25 protein-coding genes and 3 pseudogenes are annotated in these 25,817 nt (G+C 61.0%); 17 read left to right on the top strand and 11 right to left on the bottom strand.

Features of this window, described 5'->3' with window-relative positions; all coding sequences use genetic code 11:
- Positions 1–13 precede the first annotated feature (13 nt).
- The 4 genes from codB to FBY01_RS18835 all read right to left on the bottom strand — a co-directional run bounded on the left by codB (position 14) and on the right by FBY01_RS18835 (position 4,104).
- A complete protein-coding gene (gene codB, locus FBY01_RS18815) occupies positions 14–1,285 on the bottom strand; it encodes a cytosine permease (RefSeq protein WP_145308970.1) in 1,272 nt (423 codons plus the stop codon).
- Between the two features lie 248 nt (positions 1,286–1,533).
- Positions 1,534–2,367, bottom strand: coding sequence for an alpha/beta fold hydrolase (locus FBY01_RS18825; protein WP_145308972.1), 834 nt, complete (start codon positions 2,365–2,367; stop codon positions 1,534–1,536).
- Positions 2,368–2,583: 216 nt separating this feature from the next.
- The gene (gene queD / locus FBY01_RS18830) at positions 2,584–2,940 is read right to left on the bottom strand and encodes a 6-carboxytetrahydropterin synthase QueD (protein ID WP_008152165.1); all 357 of its coding nucleotides are present in this window, start codon (positions 2,938–2,940) and stop codon (positions 2,584–2,586) included.
- Positions 2,941–3,024: 84 nt separating this feature from the next.
- Complete coding sequence (locus tag FBY01_RS18835; protein ID WP_145308975.1) at positions 3,025–4,104, bottom strand: patatin-like phospholipase family protein; 1,080 nt, start codon at positions 4,102–4,104, stop codon at positions 3,025–3,027.
- 271 nt (positions 4,105–4,375) lie between these two features.
- Between FBY01_RS18835 and FBY01_RS18840 the strand changes: the two genes are divergently transcribed.
- Genes FBY01_RS18840 through FBY01_RS18855 form a run of 4 tightly spaced genes read left to right on the top strand, consistent with a single transcriptional unit; the run spans position 4,376 to position 6,971 of the window.
- Positions 4,376–4,684: a PepSY domain-containing protein gene (locus FBY01_RS18840; RefSeq protein WP_145308977.1), complete on the top strand. Its 309-nt coding sequence runs from the start codon at positions 4,376–4,378 to the stop codon at positions 4,682–4,684.
- On the top strand, positions 4,684–4,989 hold the full coding sequence (locus FBY01_RS18845; RefSeq protein WP_010458557.1) for a PepSY domain-containing protein: 306 nt from the start codon (positions 4,684–4,686) through the stop codon (positions 4,987–4,989). Before FBY01_RS18840 ends, FBY01_RS18845 begins: the two co-directional genes overlap by 1 nt.
- A gap of 3 nt (positions 4,990–4,992) precedes the next feature.
- Positions 4,993–5,661 (top strand): response regulator transcription factor, encoded by a 669-nt coding sequence (locus FBY01_RS18850; RefSeq protein WP_010458558.1) that lies wholly within the window; start codon positions 4,993–4,995, stop codon positions 5,659–5,661.
- Entirely contained in the window at positions 5,658–6,971 is a 1,314-nt protein-coding gene (locus tag FBY01_RS18855) for a sensor histidine kinase (protein WP_083377230.1), read from the top strand. The genes FBY01_RS18850 and FBY01_RS18855 overlap by 4 nt, the downstream gene beginning before the upstream one ends.
- A gap of 127 nt (positions 6,972–7,098) precedes the next feature.
- On the opposite strand, the gene FBY01_RS32240 is transcribed toward FBY01_RS18855, so the two are convergent.
- The gene (locus FBY01_RS32240) at positions 7,099–7,854 is read right to left on the bottom strand and encodes a methyl-accepting chemotaxis protein (RefSeq protein WP_370654464.1); all 756 of its coding nucleotides are present in this window, start codon (positions 7,852–7,854) and stop codon (positions 7,099–7,101) included.
- Positions 7,855–7,956: 102 nt separating this feature from the next.
- Positions 7,957–9,246 (bottom strand): annotated as a pseudogene (locus FBY01_RS32245) (HAMP domain-containing protein); the annotation flags it as partial.
- A gap of 406 nt (positions 9,247–9,652) precedes the next feature.
- On the opposite strand from FBY01_RS32245, the gene FBY01_RS18865 reads away from it, so the two are divergent.
- The 3 genes and pseudogenes from FBY01_RS18865 to FBY01_RS32255 form a co-directional block, all read left to right on the top strand.
- Positions 9,653–10,969 carry a Na+/H+ antiporter family protein gene (locus FBY01_RS18865; protein ID WP_162179694.1) on the top strand — a complete coding sequence of 439 codons (1,317 nt, stop codon included), beginning with the start codon at positions 9,653–9,655 and terminating at the stop codon, positions 10,967–10,969.
- A 126-nt stretch (positions 10,970–11,095) separates the two neighbouring features.
- Positions 11,096–11,866: pseudogene (locus FBY01_RS32250) on the top strand (cache domain-containing protein); the annotation flags it as partial.
- Between the two features lie 315 nt (positions 11,867–12,181).
- A pseudogene (locus tag FBY01_RS32255) lies at positions 12,182–12,772 on the top strand (methyl-accepting chemotaxis protein); the annotation flags it as partial.
- A 105-nt stretch (positions 12,773–12,877) separates the two neighbouring features.
- On the opposite strand, the gene FBY01_RS18875 reads toward FBY01_RS32255, so the two are convergent.
- Positions 12,878–13,813, bottom strand: coding sequence for a LysR family transcriptional regulator (locus tag FBY01_RS18875; RefSeq protein ID WP_077748864.1), 936 nt, complete (start codon positions 13,811–13,813; stop codon positions 12,878–12,880).
- 225 nt (positions 13,814–14,038) lie between these two features.
- Here FBY01_RS18875 and FBY01_RS18885 point away from each other — a divergent pair, with 225 nt between their 5' ends.
- The 3 genes from FBY01_RS18885 (at position 14,039) to FBY01_RS18895 (ending at position 15,231) form a co-directional block, all read left to right on the top strand.
- On the top strand, positions 14,039–14,524 hold the full coding sequence (locus tag FBY01_RS18885) for a DMT family transporter (protein WP_010458572.1): 486 nt from the start codon (positions 14,039–14,041) through the stop codon (positions 14,522–14,524).
- On the top strand, positions 14,524–14,979 hold the full coding sequence (locus tag FBY01_RS18890; RefSeq protein WP_145308983.1) for a DMT family transporter: 456 nt from the start codon (positions 14,524–14,526) through the stop codon (positions 14,977–14,979). The genes FBY01_RS18885 and FBY01_RS18890 overlap by 1 nt, the downstream gene beginning before the upstream one ends.
- An 84-nt stretch (positions 14,980–15,063) precedes the next feature.
- Positions 15,064–15,231, top strand: a complete 168-nt coding sequence (locus tag FBY01_RS18895) for a metallothionein (RefSeq protein WP_010458576.1) — start codon at positions 15,064–15,066, stop codon at positions 15,229–15,231.
- A gap of 67 nt (positions 15,232–15,298) precedes the next feature.
- Here FBY01_RS18895 and FBY01_RS18900 read toward each other — a convergent pair whose 3' ends face one another.
- A complete protein-coding gene (locus FBY01_RS18900) occupies positions 15,299–15,526 on the bottom strand; it encodes a DUF6555 family protein (protein WP_010458578.1) in 228 nt (75 codons plus the stop codon).
- Positions 15,527–15,671: 145 nt separating this feature from the next.
- On the opposite strand from FBY01_RS18900, the gene FBY01_RS18905 reads away from it, so the two are divergent.
- From FBY01_RS18905 to FBY01_RS18915, 3 genes are all read left to right on the top strand, one after another.
- Positions 15,672–16,457, top strand: coding sequence for a helix-turn-helix domain-containing protein (locus tag FBY01_RS18905; RefSeq protein WP_077748862.1), 786 nt, complete (start codon positions 15,672–15,674; stop codon positions 16,455–16,457).
- A gap of 174 nt (positions 16,458–16,631) precedes the next feature.
- On the top strand, positions 16,632–16,805 hold the full coding sequence (locus FBY01_RS18910; protein ID WP_010458583.1) for a DUF1427 family protein: 174 nt from the start codon (positions 16,632–16,634) through the stop codon (positions 16,803–16,805).
- Between the two features lie 30 nt (positions 16,806–16,835).
- The gene (locus FBY01_RS18915) at positions 16,836–17,792 is read left to right on the top strand and encodes a zinc-binding alcohol dehydrogenase family protein (protein ID WP_083377227.1); all 957 of its coding nucleotides are present in this window, start codon (positions 16,836–16,838) and stop codon (positions 17,790–17,792) included.
- 120 nt (positions 17,793–17,912) lie between these two features.
- Here FBY01_RS18915 and FBY01_RS18925 read toward each other — a convergent pair whose 3' ends face one another.
- Positions 17,913–18,935 carry a purine nucleoside permease gene (locus tag FBY01_RS18925; RefSeq protein ID WP_145308985.1) on the bottom strand — a complete coding sequence of 341 codons (1,023 nt, stop codon included), beginning with the start codon at positions 18,933–18,935 and terminating at the stop codon, positions 17,913–17,915.
- Between the two features lie 24 nt (positions 18,936–18,959).
- The gene (locus FBY01_RS18930; RefSeq protein WP_145308987.1) at positions 18,960–19,916 is read right to left on the bottom strand and encodes a nucleoside-specific channel-forming protein Tsx; all 957 of its coding nucleotides are present in this window, start codon (positions 19,914–19,916) and stop codon (positions 18,960–18,962) included.
- Positions 19,917–20,189: 273 nt separating this feature from the next.
- Here FBY01_RS18930 and selD point away from each other — a divergent pair, with 273 nt between their 5' ends.
- Positions 20,190–21,224 carry a selenide, water dikinase SelD gene (gene selD, locus FBY01_RS18935; RefSeq protein ID WP_010458591.1) on the top strand — a complete coding sequence of 345 codons (1,035 nt, stop codon included), beginning with the start codon at positions 20,190–20,192 and terminating at the stop codon, positions 21,222–21,224.
- Positions 21,224–22,327 carry a tRNA 2-selenouridine(34) synthase MnmH gene (gene mnmH / locus FBY01_RS18940; protein ID WP_102595463.1) on the top strand — a complete coding sequence of 368 codons (1,104 nt, stop codon included), beginning with the start codon at positions 21,224–21,226 and terminating at the stop codon, positions 22,325–22,327. The genes selD and mnmH overlap by 1 nt, the downstream gene beginning before the upstream one ends.
- Positions 22,328–23,048: 721 nt before the next feature.
- On the opposite strand, the gene FBY01_RS18945 is transcribed toward mnmH, so the two are convergent.
- The gene (locus FBY01_RS18945; RefSeq protein WP_010458594.1) at positions 23,049–23,723 is read right to left on the bottom strand and encodes a hypothetical protein; all 675 of its coding nucleotides are present in this window, start codon (positions 23,721–23,723) and stop codon (positions 23,049–23,051) included.
- A 356-nt stretch (positions 23,724–24,079) separates the two neighbouring features.
- On the opposite strand from FBY01_RS18945, the gene FBY01_RS18950 reads away from it, so the two are divergent.
- Complete coding sequence (locus FBY01_RS18950) at positions 24,080–24,778, top strand: glutathione binding-like protein (RefSeq protein WP_077750521.1); 699 nt, start codon at positions 24,080–24,082, stop codon at positions 24,776–24,778.
- Positions 24,779–24,811: 33 nt separating this feature from the next.
- Positions 24,812–25,654, top strand: coding sequence for a PhzF family phenazine biosynthesis protein (locus FBY01_RS18955; RefSeq protein ID WP_145308989.1), 843 nt, complete (start codon positions 24,812–24,814; stop codon positions 25,652–25,654).
- Positions 25,655–25,817: the final 163 nt, after the last annotated feature.

Raw genomic sequence — 25,817 nt, forward strand, 5'->3', positions numbered from 1 at the left:
CAGGCGAATCCTTTTATAGATCTTGTAAGGGAGCTTCAGCGGCACGGGCACCCAGTACGCTGGTCAATAGCACATACGTTAGCGCGGCAGCGGCAATCCCTACCAGTGGCGCGATCCAGGGCGAGCTGAATGCGGCGACGGTGCCGACGGCATAGGCGGTCAAACCGGGCCAGTTGAACGCCGGCAATCGAGCATCGGCCAGACGAGGATATTGACCACGATAGCGGTAGAAGAAATCCGCCATGATCACGCCGCCTATCGGCGGAATCACCGTGCCCAGCAGAATCAGATACGGCACCAGCATGTCGTACATGCCCAGCAGCGCGAGCAAGGTGCCGATCACCGCGCCGGCCAGGGTCACGGTTTTGCGGCGGCCGGTGCGCAACAGGTTGCAGCCGGCGACGGCGAAGTTGTAGATGGTGTTGTCCTGGGTGCTCCAGATGTTGAGCAGCAACATGGCCATCGCGGCCATGGCGAAACCTTGCAACAGCAGCACTTCGACCACGTCCGGTTGCTGGTAGACGATGGCCCCGTAGGCCCCGATCAACACCATCAAACCGTTGCCGATAAAGAAGCCGATCAGGCTCGCCAGCACCGCGACCCGGGCGGAACGAGAGAAGCGCGTCCAGTTGGTGGCCTGGGTGGCGCCGCTGACAAAGGTGCCAAAGACCAAAGTAATCGCGGTCGACCAGTCAAGCGTTCCCGTCGGAACCACCGCGAGCAGTCCATCGAGCCCGCCGACCTTCACCGTGGCGACCCACATCGACAGCATCAGCAGCAACATCATGGCGGGCACCGCGATGTACGAGAGGATTTCCAGCCCGCGATAACCGACATACGCGGTGGCGCAAAACGCCAGGCCGAACAGCACCATCAGACCCAACACCGTGCCCTCGCTCAGTTCGAAATATTTGCCCAGCACCACGGCGGCTGTGGCCGTGCCCCAGGCGTACCAGCCGATCTGGGTGAAGCCGAGGATCAAGTCGCTGAGCTTGCTGCCCACTTCACCGAAGCAGAAACGCCCCATCAGCACTGAATTCAGGCCGCTCTTGAAGGCGATGTAACCCAGGCTTGCGGCGTAGATTCCCAGCAGCAGATTGCCGACGATAATCACCGCCATCATCTCGCTAAAGCTGAACGCCACGCCGAGCTTGCCGCCGGCGAACATGGTGGCGGTGAAGAAGGTAAATCCCAGCAGCACCATGGCGGTGGAGGCGAGGCCTTTGCGGGCATGCATCGGTACTTCGCTGAGAGGGTAATCGTTGCCCGGATCTTTTTGCGTCATGTGGCGTTCCTTGCTGAATGGGTGACGCGGGAGGGGTTGCAGTGGTCGTGCCAATGGCTGGATATGCAGTTACTTATAGTCGAGGCGGAGAGTTTGGCGCGGGAGGGGCACAAATGCGGTGCACCTGAAGGAATATAGAGCCCATGTGGGAGCGAGCCTGCTCGCGAATGCGGTGTGTCAGGCAATGTAGATGTCGACTGATACACCGCATTCGCGAGCAGGCTCGCTCCCACAGGGTTTCGGTTTCTTCAGGAGGGCTGGATTAAGGGCAGGAACCGCAGTAAAGCCGCGACGATGGCCTCGGGCGCATCCTCCTGAACCAGGTGCCCGGCATTGGGAACCGCATGAAATTGCGACCCGGCGATCATCTGATGCAGTGCCCGTCCACGCTCGATGGGAATCCACTGATCCTCCTCGCCCCACAGAATCTGCACCGGGCAACGCACCGTTGGGTACAACACCTCAGCCTCGCGGGTGTAACGCTCGTCCATCTGCGCAATCTGCCGATAGAACGCCGCTTGCCCGGGATCGCCCAGCCACGGTTGTACATACGGGTCGAGCTCTTCATCGGGGATGTCGCGCTTGATCGCCCCGCGAATATATGCCGGCACAATCGCCTGTTGAATGTAATCGGGCAGTCCGCTGAACGCCGCTTCATGCTGGCGTACATGCTGCACGAACGGCGAACCCCAGGGCGTCAACGCCACCGGATCAATCAATGTCAGGCTGCGGTAATCCTTGCCGTTGAGCAGGTGCGTGCGCAGCGCGGTGGCACCGCCAAAGTCGTGGGCGACCACGTCCGGCCGCGCCAGGCCCCAGTGATCGAGCAAGCTCGCCAACAGGTCGTTCTGCACCCCCAGCGATACGTCGCCGGTGATTTTCTCGGATTGCCCATAACCCAGCAGGTCGAAGTAATGCACCCGGTGGGTGGTGATGAAATGTGGAGCGATGCGGTGCCACACGTAAGACGAAAAGGGCGTGCCGTGCACAAACACCAGTGGCGGGCCGTCGCCGCGCACGGCGTAGCGAACGGAATGCCCGTTGAAGCGATAGGTCTGAGCCAGCGGCCAGTCAGTCCTCATGGGGATGTCCTCTTGGCATGTTCGAGCCAAAAAGCATAGGCATAAAAAAACAGCCAATGAAGGCTGTTTTTTGTATCACTGACGAAACGCATTGCCCCTTGTGGGAGCGAGCCTGCTCGCGATAGCGTCGGCACACATGGCAGCAATGCGACTGACAGGGCGCTATCGCGAGCAGGCTCGCTCCCACAGGGGAATTGAGTTGTCTTTTAGAGGGGGTTACTCGCCGTGATAGATGCAGCCGCTGGTGCACGTCTCGTGGATACGGATCGCGCTGAGTTCCGGCAGCAGGGGCTTGAGTTCCTTCCAGATGAACTTGGCCAGCACTTCGCTGGTCGGGTTTTCCAGGCCGGGAATATCGTTCAGGTAGTTGTGGTCGAGGCGCTCGTACAACGGCTTGAAAATCGCCTTGATTTCCGAGAAGTCGCGAATCCAGCCGGTGTGCGGATCGAGGTCGCCGCTCAAGTGGATCGCCACTTTGAACGAGTGGCCGTGCAGACGGCCGCATTTGTGGCCTTCCGGTACGTGAGGCAGGCGGTGGGCGGATTCGAACGTAAACTCTTTGAAGATTTCCACAGTGATTTCAGCTCTGTCAGGTGGCGATCGCCGCGGCGATGTGGGCAGGCGGCGAGTTTACCAGAGCGCCGGGCAAAACACTGACTAAAGGGTCAGCAAGCGCTCGCCGAGGCGACCATTGGCGGCCAGTTCGAGGAACTCGTCGCCCAGGCGACGGCTTTCGTCCATCGTCGCACGCCAGTATTTCTGCCGGCTCGGGGCATCGCCCATGAAACGTTTGAAGTCGTTGCGGTCCGGCAGCTTGCCGTAGGGCAGGCGCGCCAGGTAGTCCTTCGATGGCGCCAGCAGCAGGACATCCTGCAACCGCGCCGGGCAGGCTCGGCGCCACGGCAGGGTCTTGTCGAACCAGCCGGGAATGACCCGGTCGGTGAAATGCGGATAGAGCACGATGTCGTTGCCGCTGTAGGGCAGGTCGAGGTGATAGTCGAGCAGGCCGCCATCGCGAAACGTCCCCGCGCCTGCGCCCGGCAGGTCACGCACGCCTTCCATCACCATCGGGATCGAGCCCGACGCAAGCAGCGCCTGACGCAGGTTGCCGGCATTCAGCGCGACGAAGTGTGACGGGAAGTCGTTGAGTGCATGGACCGGCGGCGCCAGACGCGGGTCATGGATGATCAGCCGTTCGAAATGCCGCGACAGCCGTGCGCGCCCCCGCAGGTTGTCGGCGATCACCGACGACAGGCCCAGCCCGAGACGGCCGCGATGATCGTCCGCGAGCAAGCCGTGGCTTTTGACCACCATGATGTTCAGGCGGTAGTGGGCGTTGTCCAGAATCGACGCATCGCGACCGTCGAGCAGTTCATCGAGCATGCGCCGGGAGCTCTGGCTGATCTGCGCCATGGTCACGCCCTTGTCGAAGTTCTGCTCGGTGTAGAGGTGACCGAGGCGCCGGATGCCTTCGGCGGCGTCCGGCAGACAGGCGCTGGCGAAGCGCCAGGAGCCCACCGACGCTCCGATCAACGCACGCTCGCGCGGTGCGGCCGGCAGCCATTCGCCAAACAACGCCAGGTCCAGACCTTGAATCCCCAACGCTTTCGGCCCCCCGGCGGCCCCCGGCAACGTGCCGACATCGGCGGCGCTCAAACCGTTTTCACGGATGCGTGCCAAGGCCCTCGGGCCGGCCTTGAGGGTCAGGGAAGGGAACTTGATGTGGATGGCGGTCATACCGGTCTCAATGTCGGGCAAGCGGGGGATTATAAACAGCTCAGGCAACGCCACCAATCCACACTGTGGGCGTGAGCCTGCTCGCGATTGCGGTCTGTCAGGCAATAAAGATGTCGACTGACATGACGCTATCGCGAGCAGGCTCGCGCCCACAGGGTCGGTGTTCGCCCAGGGTTTATGGGTTGCTCCAATGATGGCAATTCAGTTTCAGTTAAGTTCAGCCCGCTAAGGTGCTCCTCGTAGGCAACACATAAAAAATACGGAGACACCCATGAAAACCCTGACTGCCCTGTTCACCGCGTCCATCCTTACCCTGACCGCCAGCCTCGCCCACGCCCGTGATTTAGGCCCCGATGAAGCCCTGCGATTACGCGACGCTGGTACCATTGTGTCTTTCGAGAAGCTCAACGCCACCGCTCTGGCCAAACATCCCGGTGCCAAAATCACCGAAACCGAGCTGGAAGAAGAGTACGGCAAGTACATCTACCAGGTTGAGCTGCGCGACCCACAGGGCATTGATTGGGATCTGGAATTAGACGCGGTCAGCGGCCAGGTTCTCAAGGATCATCAGGATACGTAATGAAGGTGTGTTCATTTTCACGCATGGCGCTGGTGCTGCTGGCGTTCTGCTCGGTCGTCATGGCCCGCGACCTCGATCAGGACGAAGCCCTGCGCTTGCGCCAGCAAGGCGTGATCCTGCCGCTTGAGCAATTGTTAAAACAGGCGTTGGACCGCTACCCCGGCTCCAAACTGCTGGAAGCCGAGCTTGAAGAAAAACACGACGTCTACATTTACGAAGTCGAGTTGCTGACTACCGAAGGGGTGGTTCGTGAACTGGACCTCGACGCCACCACTGGCCAGTTACTGAAAGACAAGGAAGATTGATCGATGCGTTTGCTTCTGGTGGAAGACCACGTGCCGCTGGCCGACGAATTGATGGCCGGCCTCAACCGGCAGGGGTATGCCGTGGACTGGCTGGCCGATGGCCGAGACGCGGTGTATCAGGGCAGCAGCGAGCCGTATGACCTGATCATCCTCGACCTGGGCCTGCCGGGTTTGCCGGGGCTTGAGGTGCTGGCGCAATGGCGGGCCGGTGGTCTGGTCACGCCGGTGCTGATCCTCACGGCACGCGGTTCCTGGGCCGAGCGCATCGAAGGCCTCAAGGCCGGTGCCGACGATTACCTGACCAAACCGTTCCACCCCGAAGAGCTGCACCTGCGGGTCCAGGCGTTATTGCGGCGCTCCCACGGTCAGGCCAACCAGCCGACGCTCAAATCGGCGGGGCTGCACCTGGATGAAGGTCGTCAGTGCGTCACGCGTGACGGTGCCGATATCCAGCTGACAGCCTCCGAGTTTCGCCTGCTGCGCTATTTCATGCTGCACCCCGAGCAGATCCTTTCCAAAAGCCACCTCGCCGAACACCTCTACGACGGTGAAACCGAGCGCGATTCCAACGTGCTCGAAGTCCACGTCAACCACCTGCGGCGCAAGCTTGGGAAAAGTGTGATCGAAACCCGTCGCGGCCAGGGCTACCTGTTCGGCGGACAAGCCCAGTGAGGTCGATTCAGCGCCGCTTGAGTCTGGGGCTGATCAGCGTGATGGTGGTCGTCGGCCTGGTGCTGGCGCAAACCAGCCTGTGGTTGTTCGAAAAAGGGCTGCAGCGTTACCTCGAAGACGGTTTGCGCAACGACAGTGAAAACCTGCTGGTGGCGCTGGTGCGCGGGCCGGCGGGGTTGCAACTGGATGAGCGGCACCTGTCGCCGGCCTATCAACGGCCGTTTTCCGGGCACTACTTCCGTATCGATTTCGCCGACAAGCATTGGCGTTCCCGCTCGTTGTGGGATCAGGAACTGCCGCCACTCGACCATCCCGGCCTGCACAGCAACCTGCAACTGGGGCCGGAAGGTCAGCAATTGCTGGTGCTGCGTTCGGACTATCGCCGGCTCGGGCAATCGATTTCGATCAGTGTGGCGCAGGACTACACGCCCGTGCGCGAGAGTTTTCGGCGCATGCAACAAGTCGGCCTGGGCCTCGGGCTGGCGGGGTTGCTGCTGATTTTGCTGCTGCAACGGATCACCGTGCGCCGCGCCTTGCGCCCACTGGAAAAGGCCCGTGAGCAAATCGCCCAGTTGCAGCAGGGCCAGCGCTCGCAACTCGATGACCAGGTGCCGGTGGAGCTGGAGCCGCTGGTGGCACAGATCAACCATTTGCTGGCCCACACCGAAGACAGCCTTAAACGTTCGCGCAATGCCCTGGGCAACCTTGGGCATGCGTTGAAAACGCCGTTGGCGGTGTTGCTGAGCGTAGCTTCCAGCGAGAAGCTCGACGCTTATCCCGAACTGCGCAAACTCCTCAAGGCTCAATTGGAACAGGTCCAGCAGCGGCTCAGTCGCGAACTCAATCGCGCCCGCTTGTCCGGCGATGCGTTGCCGGGAGCGCTGTTTGATTGCGATGGGGAACTGCCGGGGTTGTTGGCGACGTTGAACATGATTCACGGCGAACACCTGAACCTGAGCTACCGCGCACCAACCGGTTTGCAGCTGCCGTGGGATCGCGAGGATTTGCTCGAACTGCTAGGCAATCTCTTGGATAACGCCTGCAAATGGGCGGACGCCGAGGTTCGGTTGAGCGTGGTCGAGACGGCGCAAGGGTTTGAATTAAGCGTGGAAGATGATGGGCCGGGGATTCCCGAGGCGCAGCGCGATCAGGTGCTGAACCGGGGGACACGGCTGGATGAACAGACGGATGGGCATGGGTTGGGGCTTGGGATTGTGCGCGACATCGTCGACACGTGGGGCGCGGTGATGCGGTTGGAGGAAAGCGAGTGGGGCGGCCTGAAAGTGCTGATCAAACTCCCCAAACGCTGAGTATCCCTGTAGGAGCGAGCCTGCTCGCGATAGCGGTGTGTCAGTCGACATCTCTGTTGGCTGACAAACCGCAATCGCGAGCAGGCTCACTCCCACACTTTGATCTTCAGTGGACGCGATAACGGCGTTAAACGCGAAACTGATCCATCAGACTCTGCTGCTGATTCGCCAGGCTATTGAGTGACTGACTCACCCGCGCCGATTCATTCGCCTGTCCCGACAGCGACTCCGTCACATCGCGAATCGTCGCCACGTTGCTGTTGATCTCCTCGGCCACCGCGCTCTGCTCTTCGGCCGCAGACGCAATCTGCAGGTTCATGTCGCTGATTACCGTCACCGCCTCGCCGATCTGGCGCAGCGCTGTCACCGCTTGGCCCACTTGCTCGACGCTGCCTTGCGCCTGGCGATGGCTGTTGTTCATCGAGCCAACCACGTCCTGCGTGCCGCACTGCAATTGCTCGATCACGACGCGGGTTTCTTCAACCGACTCCTGGGTGCGTCGCGCCAGGTTGCGCACTTCATCGGCGACCACCGCAAAACCTCGTCCGGCCTCACCGGCGCGGGCCGCTTCGATCGCGGCGTTGAGGGCCAGCAGATTGGTTTGTTCGGCAATGGCGCGAATCACTTCCAGCACCGAACCGATTTTCTCGCTGTTGGCCGCCAGGCCTTCCACTTGCACCATGGCCGCGCTCATGTCGGCGGCGAGGTTGCCGATGCTGGTGGTGGTCTGGTCGATGACGGTCAGGCCCCGGCGAGTCGCTTGGTCGGCATCCTTCGCGGCCTGGGCGGCTTGCGCGGCACTGCGGGCGACGTCCTGGGCGGTGGCGCTCATTTCGTGGGAGGCGGTGGCGACCTGATCGACCTGACGGTATTGCTGCTCCATGCCGGCGCTGGTCTGCGTGGCGATGGCGGAGGATTGATCCGCGGTGCTGCGGGCGTCCTGCACCGAGCGTTTCACTTCGGCGATGATCGGTTGCAGCTTGTCGAGGAAGCGGTTGAACCAGCCAGCCAACTGGCCCAGTTCGTCCTGCTTGTCGTAAGCCAGGCGTCGGGTCAGGTCGCCTTCGCCGCTGGCGATGTCTTCGAGCATGTGCGCCACGCCGAGGATCGGTCTGGTCACGCTGCTCGCCATCAGCCACACCAGCAGCAAGCCAATCAGCGCGGCCAGTACACCGAGGCCGAGCTCAATCAGGGTGCCGCTGCGGTTGCTGTCATCGAGTTGGTTTTTCAGGGTTTCGGCGGGGCCGACCAGGACTTTTTCCGGCACGTCGAGCAACACGCCCCAGGCTTTCCCGCCGGGAATCGGCTGGAACGGCGACAGCACTTTCAGTTGCTGGTTGCTGTGCACGCTTTCGGTGGTGCTGCTGGCCGCGAGCATGCGAATCAGCTCGGTGCCGTCGGACGTGTCCACGGTGTCCAGGCGCTGGCTGAGTTTGCTGGCGTCCGCGCTGTAACCGGCGAGTAAGCCGACCGTGCTGATGATGCTGACGCGGGTCTGGCCGTCGTAGAGCTTTTTGCTCGCGCCCTGACTCATGGCCTGCAAGCTGTTGAGGTTGATGTCCACCGACAGCGAAGCGATGACTTTGCCGTTGACCATCAGCGGGAACACGATGCTGGTCATCAGCACCTGCTGGCCGTCGATCACATAGAAATACGGTTCGATCACGCACGGTTTGAGCGTGGTGCGCGGGCAGGTGAACCAGGCGTTGGCCGGCTCGCCGCTGGGACCGGCCTTGGTGTCGGCCATGTCGCTTTCCGGCAGCGCCATGGAGGTCACTTTGCCAGGCACAGGTTGCGACCAATACAGGGCAAAACGGCCCTTGTCGTTGCTGCCCAGTTCAGCCTGGCCAGCGAACAGATCGTCCTTGCCGTCCAGCGCGTTGGCTTCGAACACCAGGGACAGGCCGAGCAAATCCGGGTTGGCTTGCAGCGCCGACTTGACCTGGCGGGTCAGGTCTTCACGCAGGTCGAAGGCGTCCAGAAAACGCTTTTCCGCCTGGTCGCGCAGGAACAGCACCTGGCGCGAAAAGCCGTGGCCGTATTGATAGGCGTCCATGAACTGCTGACGAATCACCAGCGCCTGGTTTTCACCCTGGGATTCGATCCGGGCCTGAGCGGCTTCGGTGAGCATCTCCATGCTCGAGGCTTTCACCATCTCGGAGCTGTGCTCCATGCGATACAGCGAAAGACCCACCAGCAGGGTCACGATGCCGGCCAGGCAAAGCCCGGCCAGCAGGGTGATTTTCCATTGGATGGAAAGTTGTCTGAGCGACATGGAGAGACGTCCTTATTCGATATTTATCTGAGACTTTGCACTGTAACGGCCACGATTCTCCTTTCTTTATGCCGGCATCCGAATAAGGCTCGCCGCTGATTTTGTGGCGAGAACGCTTACCTGTGGCGAGGGAGCTTGCTCCCGTTGGGTTGCGAAGCGACCCCTGGTATTCCTTCAGCCACTACGCATCGGCAGGTTTTACGCCTGCTGCGCAGTCGAGCGGGAGCAAGCTCCCTCGCCACAGGTATTTCGTGGCCCGTTACATACAGGTCGGCCCATGCGCTTTGACACCGGGCCGACTCTGCGGCACAGTGCGCGCCCTCTAATAAAACCCATTCCTTGATCTGCTGGCGGCGCTTCGCAGACTGCCGGCTGAGCTCATTTCGCTTGCCCTGAGGTAACGATGATTAATGCTGTAATTGCCGCGGTCGGCGTCATGCTGGTCCTTAGCCTGTCCCGCGTGCACGTAGTGATCGCGCTGATTGTCGGCGCCCTGGTGGGGGGGCTGACCGGTGGCCTGGGCATCGATGCCACCCTGAAAGCCTTTAATAGTGGCCTCGGCGGCGGGGCGACGGTGGCGTTGTCCTACGCTTTGCTCGGTGCGTTCGCCGTGGCGATTGCCAAATCCGGCCTGGCCCATGCCCTGGCGGACAAGGCCCTGCTGATGGTGGATCGCCAACACGCCAGCGGTGGCGGCCAGGTCAAGTGGCTGCTGATCGGCTTGCTGTGGGTGGTGGCCATCGCTTCGCAGAACATTCTGCCGATACATATCGCCTTTATTCCGCTGCTGGTGCCGCCGCTTCTATATGTGCTGACCAAGTTGCAACTGGATCGCCGCTTGATCGCCTGCGTCATGACCTTCGGCCTGATCACGCCGTACATGTTCCTGCCGGTGGGCTTCGGCAACATCTTTCTGAATGAAATCCTGCTGGCCAACGTTGCGCGCAGCGGCGTCGATATCAGCGGCATCAACGTCACCCATGCCATGGGCATTCCGGCGTTGGGCATGGTCGTCGGCCTCGCAGTGGCGTTTATCAGCTATCGCAAGAAGCGCGTCTACGACCTGGAAAAGATCGAGAAAGTCGAGCAAGTCGCGGTGGAGTACAACCCGCTGAGCCTGATCGTCGCCGGTGTGGCCATCGCGGCGGCGTTCATCATTCAGCTGCTGCTGGACTCGATGATCATTGGTGCGCTGGCGGGTTTCCTGATCTTTTCGGTGTCGGGCATTGTGAAGTGGCGCGACACTGACGACCTGTTCACCGAAGGCATGAAAATGATGGCGATGATCGGTTTCATCATGATCGCCGCCTCGGGTTTCGCCGAAGTGATGAAAGCCACCGGTCAGGTGCAGACGCTGGTGCAAACGTCGGCGTCGTGGATCGGGCACAGCAAAGGCGTCGGCGCGCTGTTGATGTTGCTGGTCGGCCTGCTGGTGACCATGGGCATCGGCTCGTCGTTTTCCACCGTGCCGATCCTGGCGGCGATCTTCGTGCCGTTGTGCGTGCAGTTGGGTTTCAGCCCGATCGCGATCGTGTGCATCGTCGGCACGGCCGGTGCGTTGGGTGACGCCGGTTCGCCGGCCTCGGACTCGACGCTGGGCCCGACCTCCGGTCTGAACATTGATGGCCAGCATCACCACATCTGGGACACCGTGGTCCCGACCTTCCTGCATTACAACCTGCCGCTGCTGGCGTTCGGCTGGGTGGCCGCGATGGTCCTCTGATTTCACTTCCGTAGGAGCCAGCGGTGCGGCGATCCGACTTGCCGCTGGCTCCTACAGTTTTTCGTTGGCGTGCCGTTAAAGCCTTTAACCACGCCAACAAAATCAAAAGAGTGAACCGTCATGCGCATGAGCCTGAAGGCTAAAGTCCTGTCCCTTGCTGTCCTCCCGGTGTTGCTCTTTGCGCTAGTCATCAGCCTGACCACGCTGTTCATTCTGCAGGAGCAGGCCAGCAAGGAAGTCGAGGAAACCCGCCAGCGCCTGCTCAGCGATGCCAAGGCCACCCTGCAAAGTTACGTGGCCGTGGCCATGACCACGATCAAACCGCTTTACGACGCGGCCACCCCTGGCGATGACGCGGCGCGGGCGCAGGTGATAAAGCTGTTGTCGAGCATCACCTACGGCAAGGACGGCTACTTCTTCGGCTACGACTCCAACACCGTGCGCCTGTTCAAGGCCAACAGCCCGGAAGGCGTGGGCCAGAGCTTCAAGGACAACCGCGACCCGAACGGCGTCTACGTCAACCGCGACCTGGTCAAAGTCGCCAAAGACGGCACCCACTACCTGCAATACAGCTCGCCGTTGCCCGGCAACACTCAAGTGCTGGTGCCGAAACTGGGCTACACCGAATACCTGTCGAAGTGGGACATGGCGGTCGGTACGTCGGTGAACCTTGATGGTATCGAGGCGCAAGTCGCGCTGGTCCAGGCCAAGGTGCAGGAGCGGATGGAAGGCGTGGTGCTAACCATCGTCGGTATCGCCGTGGTGATGCTGCTGGTGATCGCGGCAGCCGGGATGCTGCTGGCCAATACCATTCTGCGTCCGCTGAACCTGATGAAAGCCAACCTCGATGACATCGCGGCGGGCGAGGGCGACCTGACCCGTCGTCTGACCATCACCAGCCAGGACGAACTCGGCGAACTGGCCGGCTCGTTCAATCGCTTTGTCGACAAGATCCACGGCCTGGTGCGTCAGATCACCGAAATGACGTCGCAACTGACCGGCCTGGTGAATCAGGTCTCCGACCAGGCCCAGCGCTCGGATCAGGCCATGGAGCGTCAGCGCCACGAGACCGATCAGGTCGCCACGGCGATCAACGAAATGTCGGCGGCGGCTCAGGAAGTGGCGAAAAGCGCACAAAACGCGGCGGTGGCGGCTCAGCAGACCGACGAAGAAGGCCAGGCTGCCAAGCGTGTGGTGGCCGGCAGCATCGTCAAGATTCATGCGTTGGTGAACGACATCCGCAGCAGTGGCGTGTCCCTCGACAGCCTGCAAAAGGACGTGTCGTCGATTGTCAGCGTGCTGGGGGTGATTCGTTCGATTGCCGAACAGACCAACTTGCTGGCACTGAACGCTGCCATTGAAGCCGCGCGTGCCGGTGAAGCCGGTCGTGGTTTTGCGGTGGTGGCCGACGAAGTGCGGGCGCTGGCCAGCCGCACGCAGATCAGCACCCAGGAAATCCAGGGCATGATCGACCGCTTGCAGGCCGGGACCCAATCGGCGGTGGAAGCGATGCGTCGTTCCAGCGAAGCGGGCGATGGCACCTCGGCCCAGGCCAATGAAGCCGGTGCATCGCTAGACACCATGGCCCAGCTGATCGGCACCATCAATTCGATGAACGCGCAAATCGCCAGCGCGGCTGAAGAGCAGACCGCCGTGGCCGAAGAGATCAACCGCAGCGTGCATCAGATCGCCGTGGCGGTGGACAGCGTTGCCGACGAAACCCAACTCGGTGCCCAGACCTCACGCAGCCTCGCCGACCTCGGCCAGCGCCTGGGCAAACTGGTCGGCCAGTTCCGGATCTGACAAGCGACGCGAGCCTGCTCGCGATAGCAGTCTGTCAGCCAATATTAATGTTGGATGTGCCGGCCCCATCGCGAGCCGGCTCGCTCCCACAGGGTTTGTTTGGTGTCAGGGTCTGTCCCAGTAGGGCACCGTTCCGAAGCACTCCACGAAGAAATCAATCACCGTGCGCACCTTCACCGACAACCGTCGGCTACCTGGCCACAGCACCGCGATCTGCTGCGGTTCGAGGCTGTTGGACACCTGATATTCCCCCAGCACCGGCACCAGCGTGCCGTTGCGCACCGCCTCGCCGATCAGCCACGACGGAAACATCACCAACCCCAGGCCTTGTTCGGCGGCTTGCGTGAGCGTGTCGGCGTGGTTGCCGGTGATCGGGCCTTTGACGGAGTAGGGCGTCCAGTCCTGCGCGTCCTTGCGGAAAAACCAGCGTTGCTGCCCGGCCACGCCCTTGTAGGCCAGGCACTGATGCGCTGCCAATTCTTCGGGATGGTGCGGCGTGCCATGGCGTTTGAGGTAGGCCGGGCTGGCGGCAACTTGAAAGCGATGGGGCGCCAGGATCCGCGCCTGCATGCTCGAATCGTGCAGCGGGCCAATGCGAAACAGCAAATCGGCGCCTTCCTGCAACGGGTCGACGTAGCTGTCGGTTTGCTGGATATCCAGTTGCAGTTTCGGATAGCGCTCGCACAACAGCCCCAGCCACGGCGTCAGATGCCGTTGCCCGAAGACCACCGGCGCATTGATCCGCACCAGCCCGCTGGGTTCGCTTTGCTGCTCCTGCAAGGCCTGTTCGGCTTCCTCCAGTTGCACCAGCACCAGCCGCGCGTGATGACCGAGCATGCGGCCGGCTTCGGTGGGCGTGACCGCGCGCGTGTGGCGGTAGAGCAATTGCTGGTTCAAGGCCTGTTCCATCAGCTGGATCTGCCGGGAAATCGACGAGGGTGCCAGGCCCTCGCGGCGGGCGACTTCGGAGAAGCTGCCATGGTCGAGCACCGCGACAAACAGCCGAAGTGCCTTGAATCCAAGCTCGTTGAGGCCATGCATGGGCGATCCTGCTGTGCGAGTTGCGCAAAAGTGTTGTCGGGATGCTCCCATTTATCGCAAAGGATCGCCAGCCGATAATGCCTGCCACAACAGCCCCTTGGTAAGAGCGAAGCTTGCTCGCGAAGGCGGCGTGTCAGACGCCGGAAATGTCAACTGATACGACGCCTTCGCGAGCAAGCTTCGCTCCTACCGGGGCCGTATTCATCTGACGAGCAGGTTTTCCTTATGCAATCTTCTTCAATCGACATCGCTTCAGTGCCAGCGGCCAAACCAGGGCTGCGGCTGTTGCTGCTGCCTCTGGTGATCCTCGCCGGCATGGGCCTTTCCGTGGAGGCCGGTCTGCTCGGGCCGCTCGGGGTTCAGGTCGGGCATTTATGGGCGACGTTGAGCATCTTCGGCGTCGGCTCGGCGATTCTGTTTCTGCTGTTGTTGTTCAGCGGCAAGCAACAAGGTCCGGCGTTGAACACCTTGCCGCGCTGGCAGTTGATCGGCGGCTTCCTCGGGCCGATCTACGTGGTGGTGCTGACCCTGGCCACGCCGCACATCGGGATCGCGATGACGATGATCGCGATCCTCTCCGGGCAGGTCGGCAAAAGCGTGTTGATCGACCACTTCGGATGGTTCGGCGCCACCCGCAAAAAGGTCAACGGTGAGCGTTGGCTAGCGTTGCTGCTGATTGTCGCGGCACTTGTTCTGATTGCTCGGGGTTGATGATGAATCTGATTATTTTGTTGGCCGTGGTGGTGGCCGCCGGCGCGGTGTTGAGCATCCAGGCGGCGATCAACGGGCGCCTGGGGGAAACCGTCGGCGTGTTGCGCAGCAGTTTGCTGACTTTCGCAGTGGGCGCGGTGGTCACCGGGTTGCTGATCCTGTTTTTTGAACCGGCCCATGCCTTGAGCCTGCTGGACGTGCCGAAATGGCAACTCAGCGGTGCCTTGTTCGGCGTCGTCTACATGATGGTCATGGTCGGTGCGGTGCCGCGGGTCGGCACGGCGGTGGCAACCGTGGCGGTGATCGTCGGGCAGTTGGGCATGGGGATGTTGATCGATAACTTCGGCTGGCTGGGTAACCCGGCGATCGAGTTGTCGAGCAGTCGGTTGCTGGCGATGGTGTGCCTGGCGCTGGCGTTGCTGTTCATGTATCGCAGCAGCACCCGAAGCGAGTAACTGCGCGCCTTTTTGTAGCTCCTACACTGATGAGTGAAGTGCGCATTTGCCGCACGCGACGACCACACCCAAGGAGTCAGACTCATGATCGACAGTGAAAGTACCTGCGACTGCCCCAAATGCTCCTGCAAACTGGGCGAGCACCCGATAGCGCGCCACGGCAAACACTATTGCTGTGAAGCGTGCGCCAAGCACCACGAACATGGCGAGGAGTGTGCGAGCAAGGGTTGCAAGTGCGCACACGCCAAATAGCTCATCAACATGAAGTGGAGCCTCTCGGGCTCCACTTTCAATGTCGGATGACTACCCCCTGTAATGCTCAGCCCGCCGGGCGCCACGTCACATTTTCGATGCCGAATTTCTCCGCCAGCGGCTTGCTGGTTTTTTGCACCTTCTCTCGGCCAAAGCGGGGTATTCGTCCAACCCCTGCGTCACAACTGGCCCAGTGCCAAGCTTCCGCGTTGTCCATTTTGTCCAGGCGGATAATGAAAGACTTTGGCGCGCCATGAAGGGTGTATTCAATGACGAAAAGTTTTGCGTTGTTCATAAAGCCCGTATTCCTCCCTGTGGTAATACAAGGATCGTTGGGGTTAAGGAAAATTCATTCGGATTGTCAGACGGCTGCCGCCGGTGGCGACAAGGTGAGTGGCCCGTTACCATGCAAGACCTGAAAACCCCAATGATCATTGCCCATGGCCCTTGCCGCCCCGCCAGACCTGAGTGACACCGATGTGCCCGTGCAACCGCTGGCACGCACTTACTCGCGTGGCTTGTACATCGAGCCCCACGAGCATGAATGGGGCCAATTGCTGTACGCCATGAGCGGGGTCATGTGGGTGGAAACGCCTCAAGAGGCGTTGGTGGTGCCGCCGCAACGGGCGGTGTGGCTGCCGCCGGGCGTGCCGCATGGCATTCGCGTGGTCTCGGACCTGCAGATGCGCAACATCTACCTGCGGCCCTCATTGGCGGTCACGTTGGATGACAGTGTTCAGGTGATCGAAGTCGGCGGGCTGCTGCGTGAGCTGATCGTCGGGCTGGTGGAGCAGGGCGATGATGGCGCGCCCGAGTACTACGAGGCGCTGGTCGGCCTGGCGTTGCTGGAGCTTAGACGAGCCAGGCGTTCGCTGTTGAAAATCCCGTTGCCGGATGATTCCGACCGACGCCTGATGAACCTGTGTCAGGCGGTCATGGCCGCGCCCTCGCTGGCCATTCCCTTCGAGCAGCACGCGGAAAATGCCGGTGCCAGCGTGCGCACCCTGGCACGGCTGTTCAAGGAAGGCCTGGGCATGGGCTTCGCCGAATGGCGGCGGCAGGTGCAATTGGCGACCGCGGCAGCGGAGTTGATTCAAGGCGTGCCGGTCAGCACGATTGCCCGCGAACTGGGCTATTCGCCGAGCAGCTTCAGCGACATGTTCCGCCGGGAACTGGGTGTCGCGCCTTCGCAGTTTGCGGCGAGCCAACACCCCGTCCAGCCATGACGCACCCCTGTAGCAGAGGGAAAACCTTGTAGGCTCACTCCTACAGGGCTCCGCCGCTACACAATTGGCAGTGCACCCGCCGCGCTTTGGCCGATATTCAGAAGCACTTGGCCGATGCCCGCCGCCACCGCTCTTTAGACTTCAGGCATACCTTGTTTGCCCACGGAGTCTGCCATGAGCTACCTCATCTCGCTGGTCATTGGTCTGGGTGTCGGCCTGCTCTACGGCGCACTGGATTTTCGTTCGCCCGCCCCACCGGCCATTGCCCTGGTGGGCCTGCTGGGCATGCTCGCCGGCGAAAAGTTGTGGCCCATGGGCCGGCAACTGGTGGCGGGCTGGGTCTCCTGAAACCCCTTTCTTTATGCGATGGACACTCCCATGAAAGCACTGCAATTCGACCAGACCGGCGACCTCTCGGCCTTGCGTTATGTCGATGTCCCTACCCCCGTTCCCGGCGCCGATGAGGTGCTGGTGCAGATCAAGGCGGCCGGCCTCAACCCCAGCGATGTGAAGAACGTGTTGGGACGGTTTCCCTACACCACCTTGCCACGGATTCCCGGTCGGGATTTCGCCGGTGTGGTGGTTGAAGGGCCGCAGGCACTGATCGGTCAGGAAGTCTGGGGCACCGGTCGTGAACTGGGTTTTTTTGCCGATGGTTCCCATGCGCAATTCGTCAAACTGCCGGCCAATGGCGTGGCGCTCAAACCCACCCATCTGAGCTTCGCCCAGGCCGCCAGCCTCGGCGTGCCGTACACCACGGCGTGGGATGCGCTGGAACGCAGTCTGGTGACTGCTGCAACGCGGCTGTTGGTGATCGGCGGCGGAGCGGTCGGCAGTGCCGCTCTGGCGTTGGCCAAGGTGCGGGGTGCTCAAGTCCTGGCGGCGGCGCGGCGACCCGAGCAGGTCAAGGATCTGCAGGCGCAGGGGTATCAGACGCTGCAACTGGATAAACCGGACGAGCTGGGGGCGCAGGTGCAGGCCGTGTATACCGGCGGCGCCGACGTGATTTTCGACACCACCGGCTTCTGGCTACCGGCCTCGGTCCCGGCGCTCGCGGCGTTCGGCCGCATCGCGATCATCGCGGCGCCGGTCGACGGCATGGTGCAACTGCCGGCGCTGGCGTTGTATCGCAAGGGCGGTTCGGTGGTGGGGATCAATTCGTTGTTGTATGGCGTGCAGGCGTGTGCGGCGATGCTCGATCAGTTCGGCAAGTTCTTTGATCAGGGGTTGTTGCCGTTGCCGGAAGGGTTGTTTGAATCGCCGCTGGCCGAAGGGCTGGAGCGGTATGAAGAAGTGAACCAAGGTGCCGGGGACAAGGTGATTTTGTTGCCGTAACGCCGATCAAAATGTGGGAGTGAGCCTGCTCGCGATGACGGAGTGTCAGTCGACATTTGTGTTGCCTGATACACCGTCATCGCGAGCAGGCTCGCTCCCACAGGGTTTTGTATTGTCAGATCAAGCCTCGGGAACACCATTCTCCCACGCCGACCAATTGTTCAAGATCTCCAGCACCAACGGATTCCCCGTCCGGTACAGGTTCTCCAGTGCCGGCACAAACCCGCCCTGATCCGCATACTTGAGCAGGTTGTCCACCTCGCTCTGGCCCGGGGCCGGTCGATCAAAGTCGGAGCCCGCGCGCACCACCGCCAGGCGTTGCACGTCTACCAGGCCCTCGCGACTGGCCCGCAGCAGCGCTTCGTAGGTGGAGTTATCTTCCTGTTGCGTCGTGCAGTACTCGCCTTTGTCGTCGGTCAACAGCTTGGTCCAGACCTCGGCACGTTCACTCAAGCGCGTCCCGGAAAACCAGGTGTTGCCGGCCAGCGTGTCGCACTTTGTCACCGTCGGTGGCTGATTGGCTGGGGCCGACGGGTATTTCAGGCGCCATGCCGCCGATTCCTTGCTCTCGCTCAACTTGACGTTGTGCGTCAGGGCGAATGCCTTGGCCTGCAACTTCGGATTGAGCTCGAACACTTCGGTCTTGTAGTCCAGCGGCGGTTTTTGGTTCGGGCCTTGGGTGTTGATGCCGATGTATCCGGTTGGCCAGTCTTTCGGCGCGTCTCGCGAATCCAGTTCCCACTGGGTGCCGAACTCCACCAGGTAATGGGCCCACGCGGTGGTGCCAATGGTCCCGTGTTTCGGGTTGATGCCGGCAATGCCGGCGATCAGGAAGTAGCTTTTACGCAGGTCGAATTTCGGCGACAGGGCCAGGGCCAGTGTCGAAGCTGCGGCGTTGGTCTGGCCCATGCCGGTGACCATCAGGCACACCTGCTGCGTGTTGCAGCGAATGGTCGGGTACTCGGCGGACAGGCCCGGCACTCGAACTTCCTGATTGAGCTCCAGACGATCGATCCAGTTTTGCGCCTCGGGGGCGAACATGGTGATCAGCATCACTTTCGGCTGGATCGGTGCTTCGCTTGCCCAGGCAGTGGAAGAGAGCAGGGCGGCACAGGCCAGGGACATACGCGTCATTGCATTCATAAAACCTCCAGGTTCAATCAAGCCTCAGAACTGATAACCGATGCCGGCGTAGTAACCCCAGCCATCGGAGCGAGCGCGGAAGTCGCCGTCGCCGAAATTCAACTCGCTGCCATCCTCCCAGTTGCCGCCGTTGTGGAAGTAACGGCCGACCAGGGTGAAGCGCAAGTGTGTGAACGAGTACAGCAAGACGTTGGTGGCGACGGTGGCGTTGGCGGTGCGGGCCGGGTTGTCCTTGTGCAGATCGGAGCCGAAATCGAAGTTGGTGAAGCCGATGTACGTCAGTGACGCGCCGTTGCTGAAGCTGCTGATCGGCACGATGTATTTGAGCTGGGCACGGTAGCCGTCCCACGAATACTCGTTGCTGGCGCCGTAGTTTTCCCACTGATAACGCCCGTAGAAGTTCGCCGACAAGTTGACTCGCGAGTGGGTGTCGATGTCGGTGCCCAGGCCGCTGTAAAGCGTATTGGCGCGGTTGGCGCTGTTGCTGCCGTGGTCGTAGATCCAGTCGAACGCCACGTACCATTCTTTGAACGGCCCGATGGCCAGGCTGCGGCCGGCAAGGTGGTCGATGGAAATGCGCGGTTCGTGCTCCATGAACACCGGCGAACCGTGGTCCCACACGCCTTTGTCATGACTGTTGCCGATGTCGAAGATCTTCGGGATGTCGATGTAGCCGTACAACTCAAACGGCCCTTTGCGCCCGAAGTACTCGTACTCCAGGTAAACATCGTCGGCCGGTTGCGGGCCGAAACTGATGTCTTTGCTGCCGATGACGGTCAGGTCCTGGTTGAACCAGTCCGACAGGTAAACGCCTTTTTTCGGCGGGCTGGCTTCGGGACTCAGGGTTTCGCCCTGGGCGGATTCTTCGGTGGGCGCGGATTGCGCCAAAACGGTGCTGCTGAGTAGTCCTGTAACGCTGGCCAACAGCAAGGAAACAGCAAGAGTGCGCGAGCAAGTCACGCGGCTGGACGTGCGGTGCATTAAAAGTCCCTTTTCGTGCGGATCAAAAGCCCGATTCTTCGGGCTTGCGCGGTTATGTCGCGAAAACGTCTATATCAGCGACTCGCAAACGTTTGCATAACAGATGCCAATTATTTCAATTCCATGAAAAATCGACGAAATAAGGTTTTTTATTGTCGGGTTGGTCAGTTACGCGAACTGACACGTCTGTAGCTGCTACAAGGCCGGTGGTGTTGCGCCTTGGATTGACCGCCAATGGTAGACTCGCCCCCATTGTCTTCACGAGGTATTCCCATGAGCGAGCCGATTCGTCTGACCCAATACAGCCACGGCGCCGGCTGTGGCTGCAAAATTTCGCCGCAAGTGCTTGAGGTGATTCTGGCCGGCAGTGGCGCGCAGAACCTCGACCCCAGGCTTTGGGTCGGCAACGCCTCGCGCGATGACGCGGCGGTGTACGCGATCGACGAAGAACGCGGCGTGGTCTCGACCACCGACTTCTTTATGCCAATCGTCGACGACCCGTTCGATTTCGGCCGCATTGCCGCCACCAACGCCATCAGCGATATCTACGCCATGGGCGGTGATCCGCTGATGGCGATTGCGATCCTTGGCTGGCCGGTGAATGTATTGGCGCCGGAGATTGCCCGGGAAGTGATTCGCGGTGGACGTTCGGTGTGTGACGAGGCGGGCATTCCGTTAGCCGGTGGGCATTCCATCGACGCCCCGGAGCCGATCTTCGGCCTGGCAGTGACCGGGCTGGTTGAAAAGCGCCACATGAAGCGCAACGACACCGCCACCGCCGGTTGTCTGCTTTACCTCACCAAACCGCTGGGCATCGGCATCCTCACCACCGCCGAGAAGAAGGGCAAGCTGCGCACGGCCGACATTGGCCTGGCTCGCGACTGGATGTGCACCCTGAACAAACCCGGCAGCCGTTTCGGCAAGCTCGACGGCGTGACGGCGATGACCGACGTCACCGGTTTCGGCTTGTTGGGGCATCTGGTGGAAATGGCCGACGGCAGCAACGTCACCGCACGCATCGAATACAACCGTGTGCCGCGTCTGCCGGGTGTCGAGTATTACCTCGACCAAGGCTGCGTGCCGGGCGGCACCCTGCGTAATTTCGACAGTTACGCGAGCAAGGTCGGGCGCGTGCAGGAACTGCATAAACGGGTGCTGTGCGATCCGCAGACCAGCGGCGGCCTGCTGGTGGCGGTCACGCCCGAAGGCAACGAGCAATTCCTCAAAGTGGCCAGCGAATTGGGCCTGGCCCTTGAGCCAATCGGTGAGCTGGTCGAGCGACAGACCCACGCGGTCGAGGTGTTTTGATGTCAATCGACTTCACCGACTACCGCGACATCTTTCTCAACGACCGGCCGATGCTGGATGCCCGCGCGCCGATCGAATTCCACAAGGGCGCGTTCCCCGGGGTGGTCAATCTGCCGCTGATGAACGACCACGAGCGGCAGCGGATCGGCACCTGCTACAAGCAACACGGCCAGCAAGCGGCGATCACCCTGGGGCATCAACTGGTGTCCGGCGAGATCAAGGCCGAACGCATCCAGGCCTGGGCCGATTTTGCCCGGGCGCACCCCGAGGGCTATTTGTATTGTTTTCGCGGCGGCTTGCGTTCGCAGATCGTCCAGCAGTGGCTCAAGGACGAGGCCGGCATCGACTATCCGCGCGTCGGTGGCGGCTACAAGGCCATGCGCAGCTTCTTGCTGGACACGGTCGATCAGGCCGTTGCCCAGTGCGATTTCGTATTGCTGGGCGGCATGACCGGCACCGGCAAGACCGAGGTGCTCACGCAGCTACGCAACGGCCTGGACCTCGAAGGCCACGCCAATCATCGCGGTTCCAGCTTCGGCAAACGCGCCACCGTCCAACCGTCCAATATCGACTTTGAAAACCGCCTGGCGGTAGACGTGCTGAAGAAGCGCGCTCACGGCATCGAGCAGTTTGTGCTGGAAGACGAAAGCCGGGCGATTGGCAGCTGCGCGTTGCCCTTGCCGCTGTTTCAGGGCATGCAGCAGTACCCGATGGTCTGGCTGGAGGACAGCCAGGAAGGGCGGGTCGAACGGATCTTGCGCGATTACGTCGTGGACTTGTGTGCCGAGTTCATCAGCGTGCATGGCGATGAAGGCTTTGCGCTGTTTTCCGAGCGTCTGCTGGAAAGCTTGAACAATGTGCAGAAGCGCCTGGGCGGTGAACGGCACCGGCGGATGTTGATCTTGATGGAAGACGCGTTGGCGGAGCAGGCGAACAGCGGGGCGGTGGATTTGCACCGGGGCTGGATCGAAGGGTTGCTGCGTGAGTATTACGATCCGATGTATGCCTTTCAGCGGGAGAAGAAGGGCGCGCGGATTGAGTTTGCCGGGGAGAAGGGCGCGGTTCTTGAGTACCTGCGCGAGCGGCAGATCAACCGACAGTGATGTGTTGGTTTTTCTGGCCCCATCGCGAGCAGGCTCGCTCCTACACTGGATCGGTGTAGCGCCGGAGATCCAATGTGGGAGATCAACCGACAGTGATGGGTTGGTTTTCTGGCCCCATCGCGAGCAGGCTCGCTCCTACACTGGATCTGTGTCGCGCCGGAGATCCAATGAGGGAGATCAACCGACAGTGATGTGTTGGTTTTTCTAGCCCCATCGCGAGCAGGCTCGCTCCCACACTGGATTTGTGTAGCGCCGGAGATCCAATGAGGGAGATCAACCGACCGTGATGTGTCGGTTTTTCTGGCCCCATCGCGAGCAGGCTCGCTCCTACACTGGATCTGTGTCGCGCCGGAAATCCAATGTGGGAGATCAACCGACAGTGATGGGTTGGTTTTCTGGCCCCATCGCGAGCAGGCTCGCTCCTACACTGGATCTGTGTCGCGCCGGAAATCCAATGAGGGAGATCAACCGACAGTGATGTGTCGGTTTTTCTCGCCCCATCGCGAGCAGGCTCGCTCCTACACTGGATCTGTATCGCGCCGGAGATCCAATGTGGGAGATCAACCGACAGGGATGTATTGTTTTTTCTGGCCCCATCGCGAGCAGGCTCGCTCCTACACTGGATTTGTGTCGCGCCGGAAATCCAGTGTGGGAGCGAGCCTGCTCGCGATAGGGCCCAGACAGACGCTATAAACTTTAATGCCTGGAGGGTATCGACTGCTTACGTCGGACACGTCTCCCGCCCATTATCGAGCCCTTGCTTGTAGCTATGGCTCTGCAGGCTCGCCTTGCCGTTATGCCAGGTCAGCGTGAGCACAAACAGCGAGTCGTAGTCGCTGGATTCCCAGTCTTCGGTGATCTTCTGTTTCTTTCCGACCGCATCTCCGGCGACCTTGTTGATCAGCTCGGGCAGGTAACCGTGGGACCAGGCGGTGTAGATGACCGAGTTGTGGTACTTGTCGTGGAGCAATTCATCGGCCAGGTCGCTGGTGTCGTTGGCTGAAAAGTTGATGTTCACCGGCAAGCCGAGCTTGATCGCGCTGGGGCTGATGGTCATCAGGGGGCGAATGTAGCTGTAGGAATTGTCCAGTTCGCCTTCCTCGACATTACGTGTCGGGTTGGCGGCAAAGACGTAATTGGCCTTGCCGAATTTTTCCGGCAGCAAGGTGGCCAGGTCGATGGCACGGTTCAGGCCCTGGCAGTTGAGCTGGCCCAGACCACCTTCGGGTTTTTCCGCGTGACGCAGGAATACCAGGGTCTGGGTGCCGTCTGCCGGTTGGGCGCGGCTTTCACTGGACTCCAGCGACAAAAACAACGCGCTCATCGCCAACAGGGAGGGCAGGACGACATACGCGCGTTGCTTGAAGCGATCGGCAAATTTGAAAAGGTTCATCATTTAATAGGTGATCTTCAGCGCATTCGGTTAAGGCTGACAAACCTTTACACCACGAGCTCCCAGCATCGGGTGTTTTCCATGTCATTGGGCCGGTCCGTTTCCGAAAGGGCAGTTCTCAGAGTCCTCTGAAGCCCATTTGGTTCGATTCCGGCGAGTGCGCCGCAATGTACCGGTAACCTTGCATGGGTTGGAGCAGAGGTTATCGACAGGATGTTGCGGATTTATGGACACGGTACAGGTAGCGGCGCAGAACGATGACTGCAATGTTTTGATCTTCTTCATCAACAAGATTGATACGCAAAAAACCAGTCTCCTCCATTATGATCAGCGCTTACTGTTCACTGTGGATGCTCCCCATGACCGATCTGTCCGCGTTCCCGATTACCCAAAAATGGCCGGCTCAATACCCGGACTGGATCCAGCTGTACTCCTTGCCGACCCCCAATGGCGTCAAGGTCTCGATCATGCTCGAAGAGATCGGTCTGCCCTACGAACCCCATCGCGTGGGCTTCGACAGCAACGATCAGATGTCCCCCGAATTTCTGTCGCTGAACCCCAACAACAAGATCCCGGCGATCCTCGATCCCCACGGCCCTGATGACAAACCCCTGCCGCTGTTCGAGTCCGGGGCGATCCTGATTTACCTTGCCGACAAGAGCGGCCAGTTACTGGCGCAGGAGTCGGCGGCGCGTTACGAGACGATCCAGTGGCTGATGTTCCAGATGGGTGGCATCGGGCCGATGTTTGGCCAGCTCGGGTTCTTCAATAAGTTCGCCGGCAAGGACTACGAGGACAAACGTCCCCGTGACCGCTACGTCGACGAAAGCAAACGCCTGCTGAAAGTACTGGACAGCCGTCTGCAAGGGCGCGACTGGATCATGGGCGAACGCTACACCATTGCCGACATCGCGACCTTTCCGTGGGTGCGCAACCTGATCGGCTTCTATGAGGCTGGCGATCTGGTGGGCATCAAGAATTTCCCCAACGTCACTCGCGTGCTGGAGCGCTTCCTGGCGCGGCCGGCGGTGATACGCGGGCTGGAAATTCCCAAGTAAATCTCTTCGACTCTCTCAAGACCAAGGCAGGCAATGAGCTCATTCGATTTCAAACAAGTAGATGTCTTCAGCCAGGTTGCACTCAAGGGCAATCCGTTGGCAGTCGTGTTCGACGCAGACAGGCTCAGCGATGAACGCATGGCGGCGTTCGCAAGCTGGACCAACCTCAGCGAAACCACATTCATCCTCGAACCGCGCGACCCTCGCGCCGACTATCGGGTACGGATCTTCACCACCCTCACCGAGTTGCCGTTCGCCGGTCACCCGACCTTGGGCACTTGCCATGCATGGCTTGAGGCCGGGGGCGTGCCCAAGGGCGAGGAGATCATTCAGGAGTGCGGCGTCGGTCTGGTGCGGGTCCGCAGGCAAGGCGCGGAGCTGGCCTTTCTCGCGCCGCCACTGATCAAGACAGGGCCGGTGGACGCTGACGTCGTCGAGCGTGTGCGCCTAGGGCTGCGATTGGAGCCGGGGGCGATTGTCCGGGCTCAATGGGTCGATAACGGTGCCGGCTGGTTGGCGGTGATGGTCGAGGACCGCCGACAGGTGCTGGATTTGCAGCCGGATCATTCACAGATGCTGGGCCTGGCCGTCGGCGTGATAGCGCCATGGCACCCTGAGCGCGATGGCGATGATGCGCAGTTTGAAGTGCGCGCTTTCATCTCCGGCGATGGCATGCCGGAAGACCCGGCTACCGGCAGCTTGAACGCCGGGATTGCGCAGTGGTTGCTTGCCGAAGGCTTGGCACCGGCGTCCTACGTGGTCAGCCAGGGCCTGACCATGGGCCGCGCCGGGCGCATTCAGGTGGAGCAGGTGGGTGATGAGATCTGGATTGGTGGTTCGGTGGTGACCTGCATCAGCGGTGTGCTGGAAATCTAAAACTTGTGGGCGCGGGCTTGCTCGCGAAGGCGGTGTGCCAGATACATCTTTGTTGGATGTGCCGCCGTCTTCGCGAGCAAGCCCGCTCCCACAGGGAACCGTGTTATATCGCGCGATTATTGCGGCCTCGGTAACGCAGTCTTGGGCGATCGAGGTTTGTGCC

The organism is Pseudomonas sp. SJZ077, from assembly GCF_007993905.1.
Lineage (GTDB): Bacteria > Pseudomonadota > Gammaproteobacteria > Pseudomonadales > Pseudomonadaceae > Aquipseudomonas > Aquipseudomonas mandelii.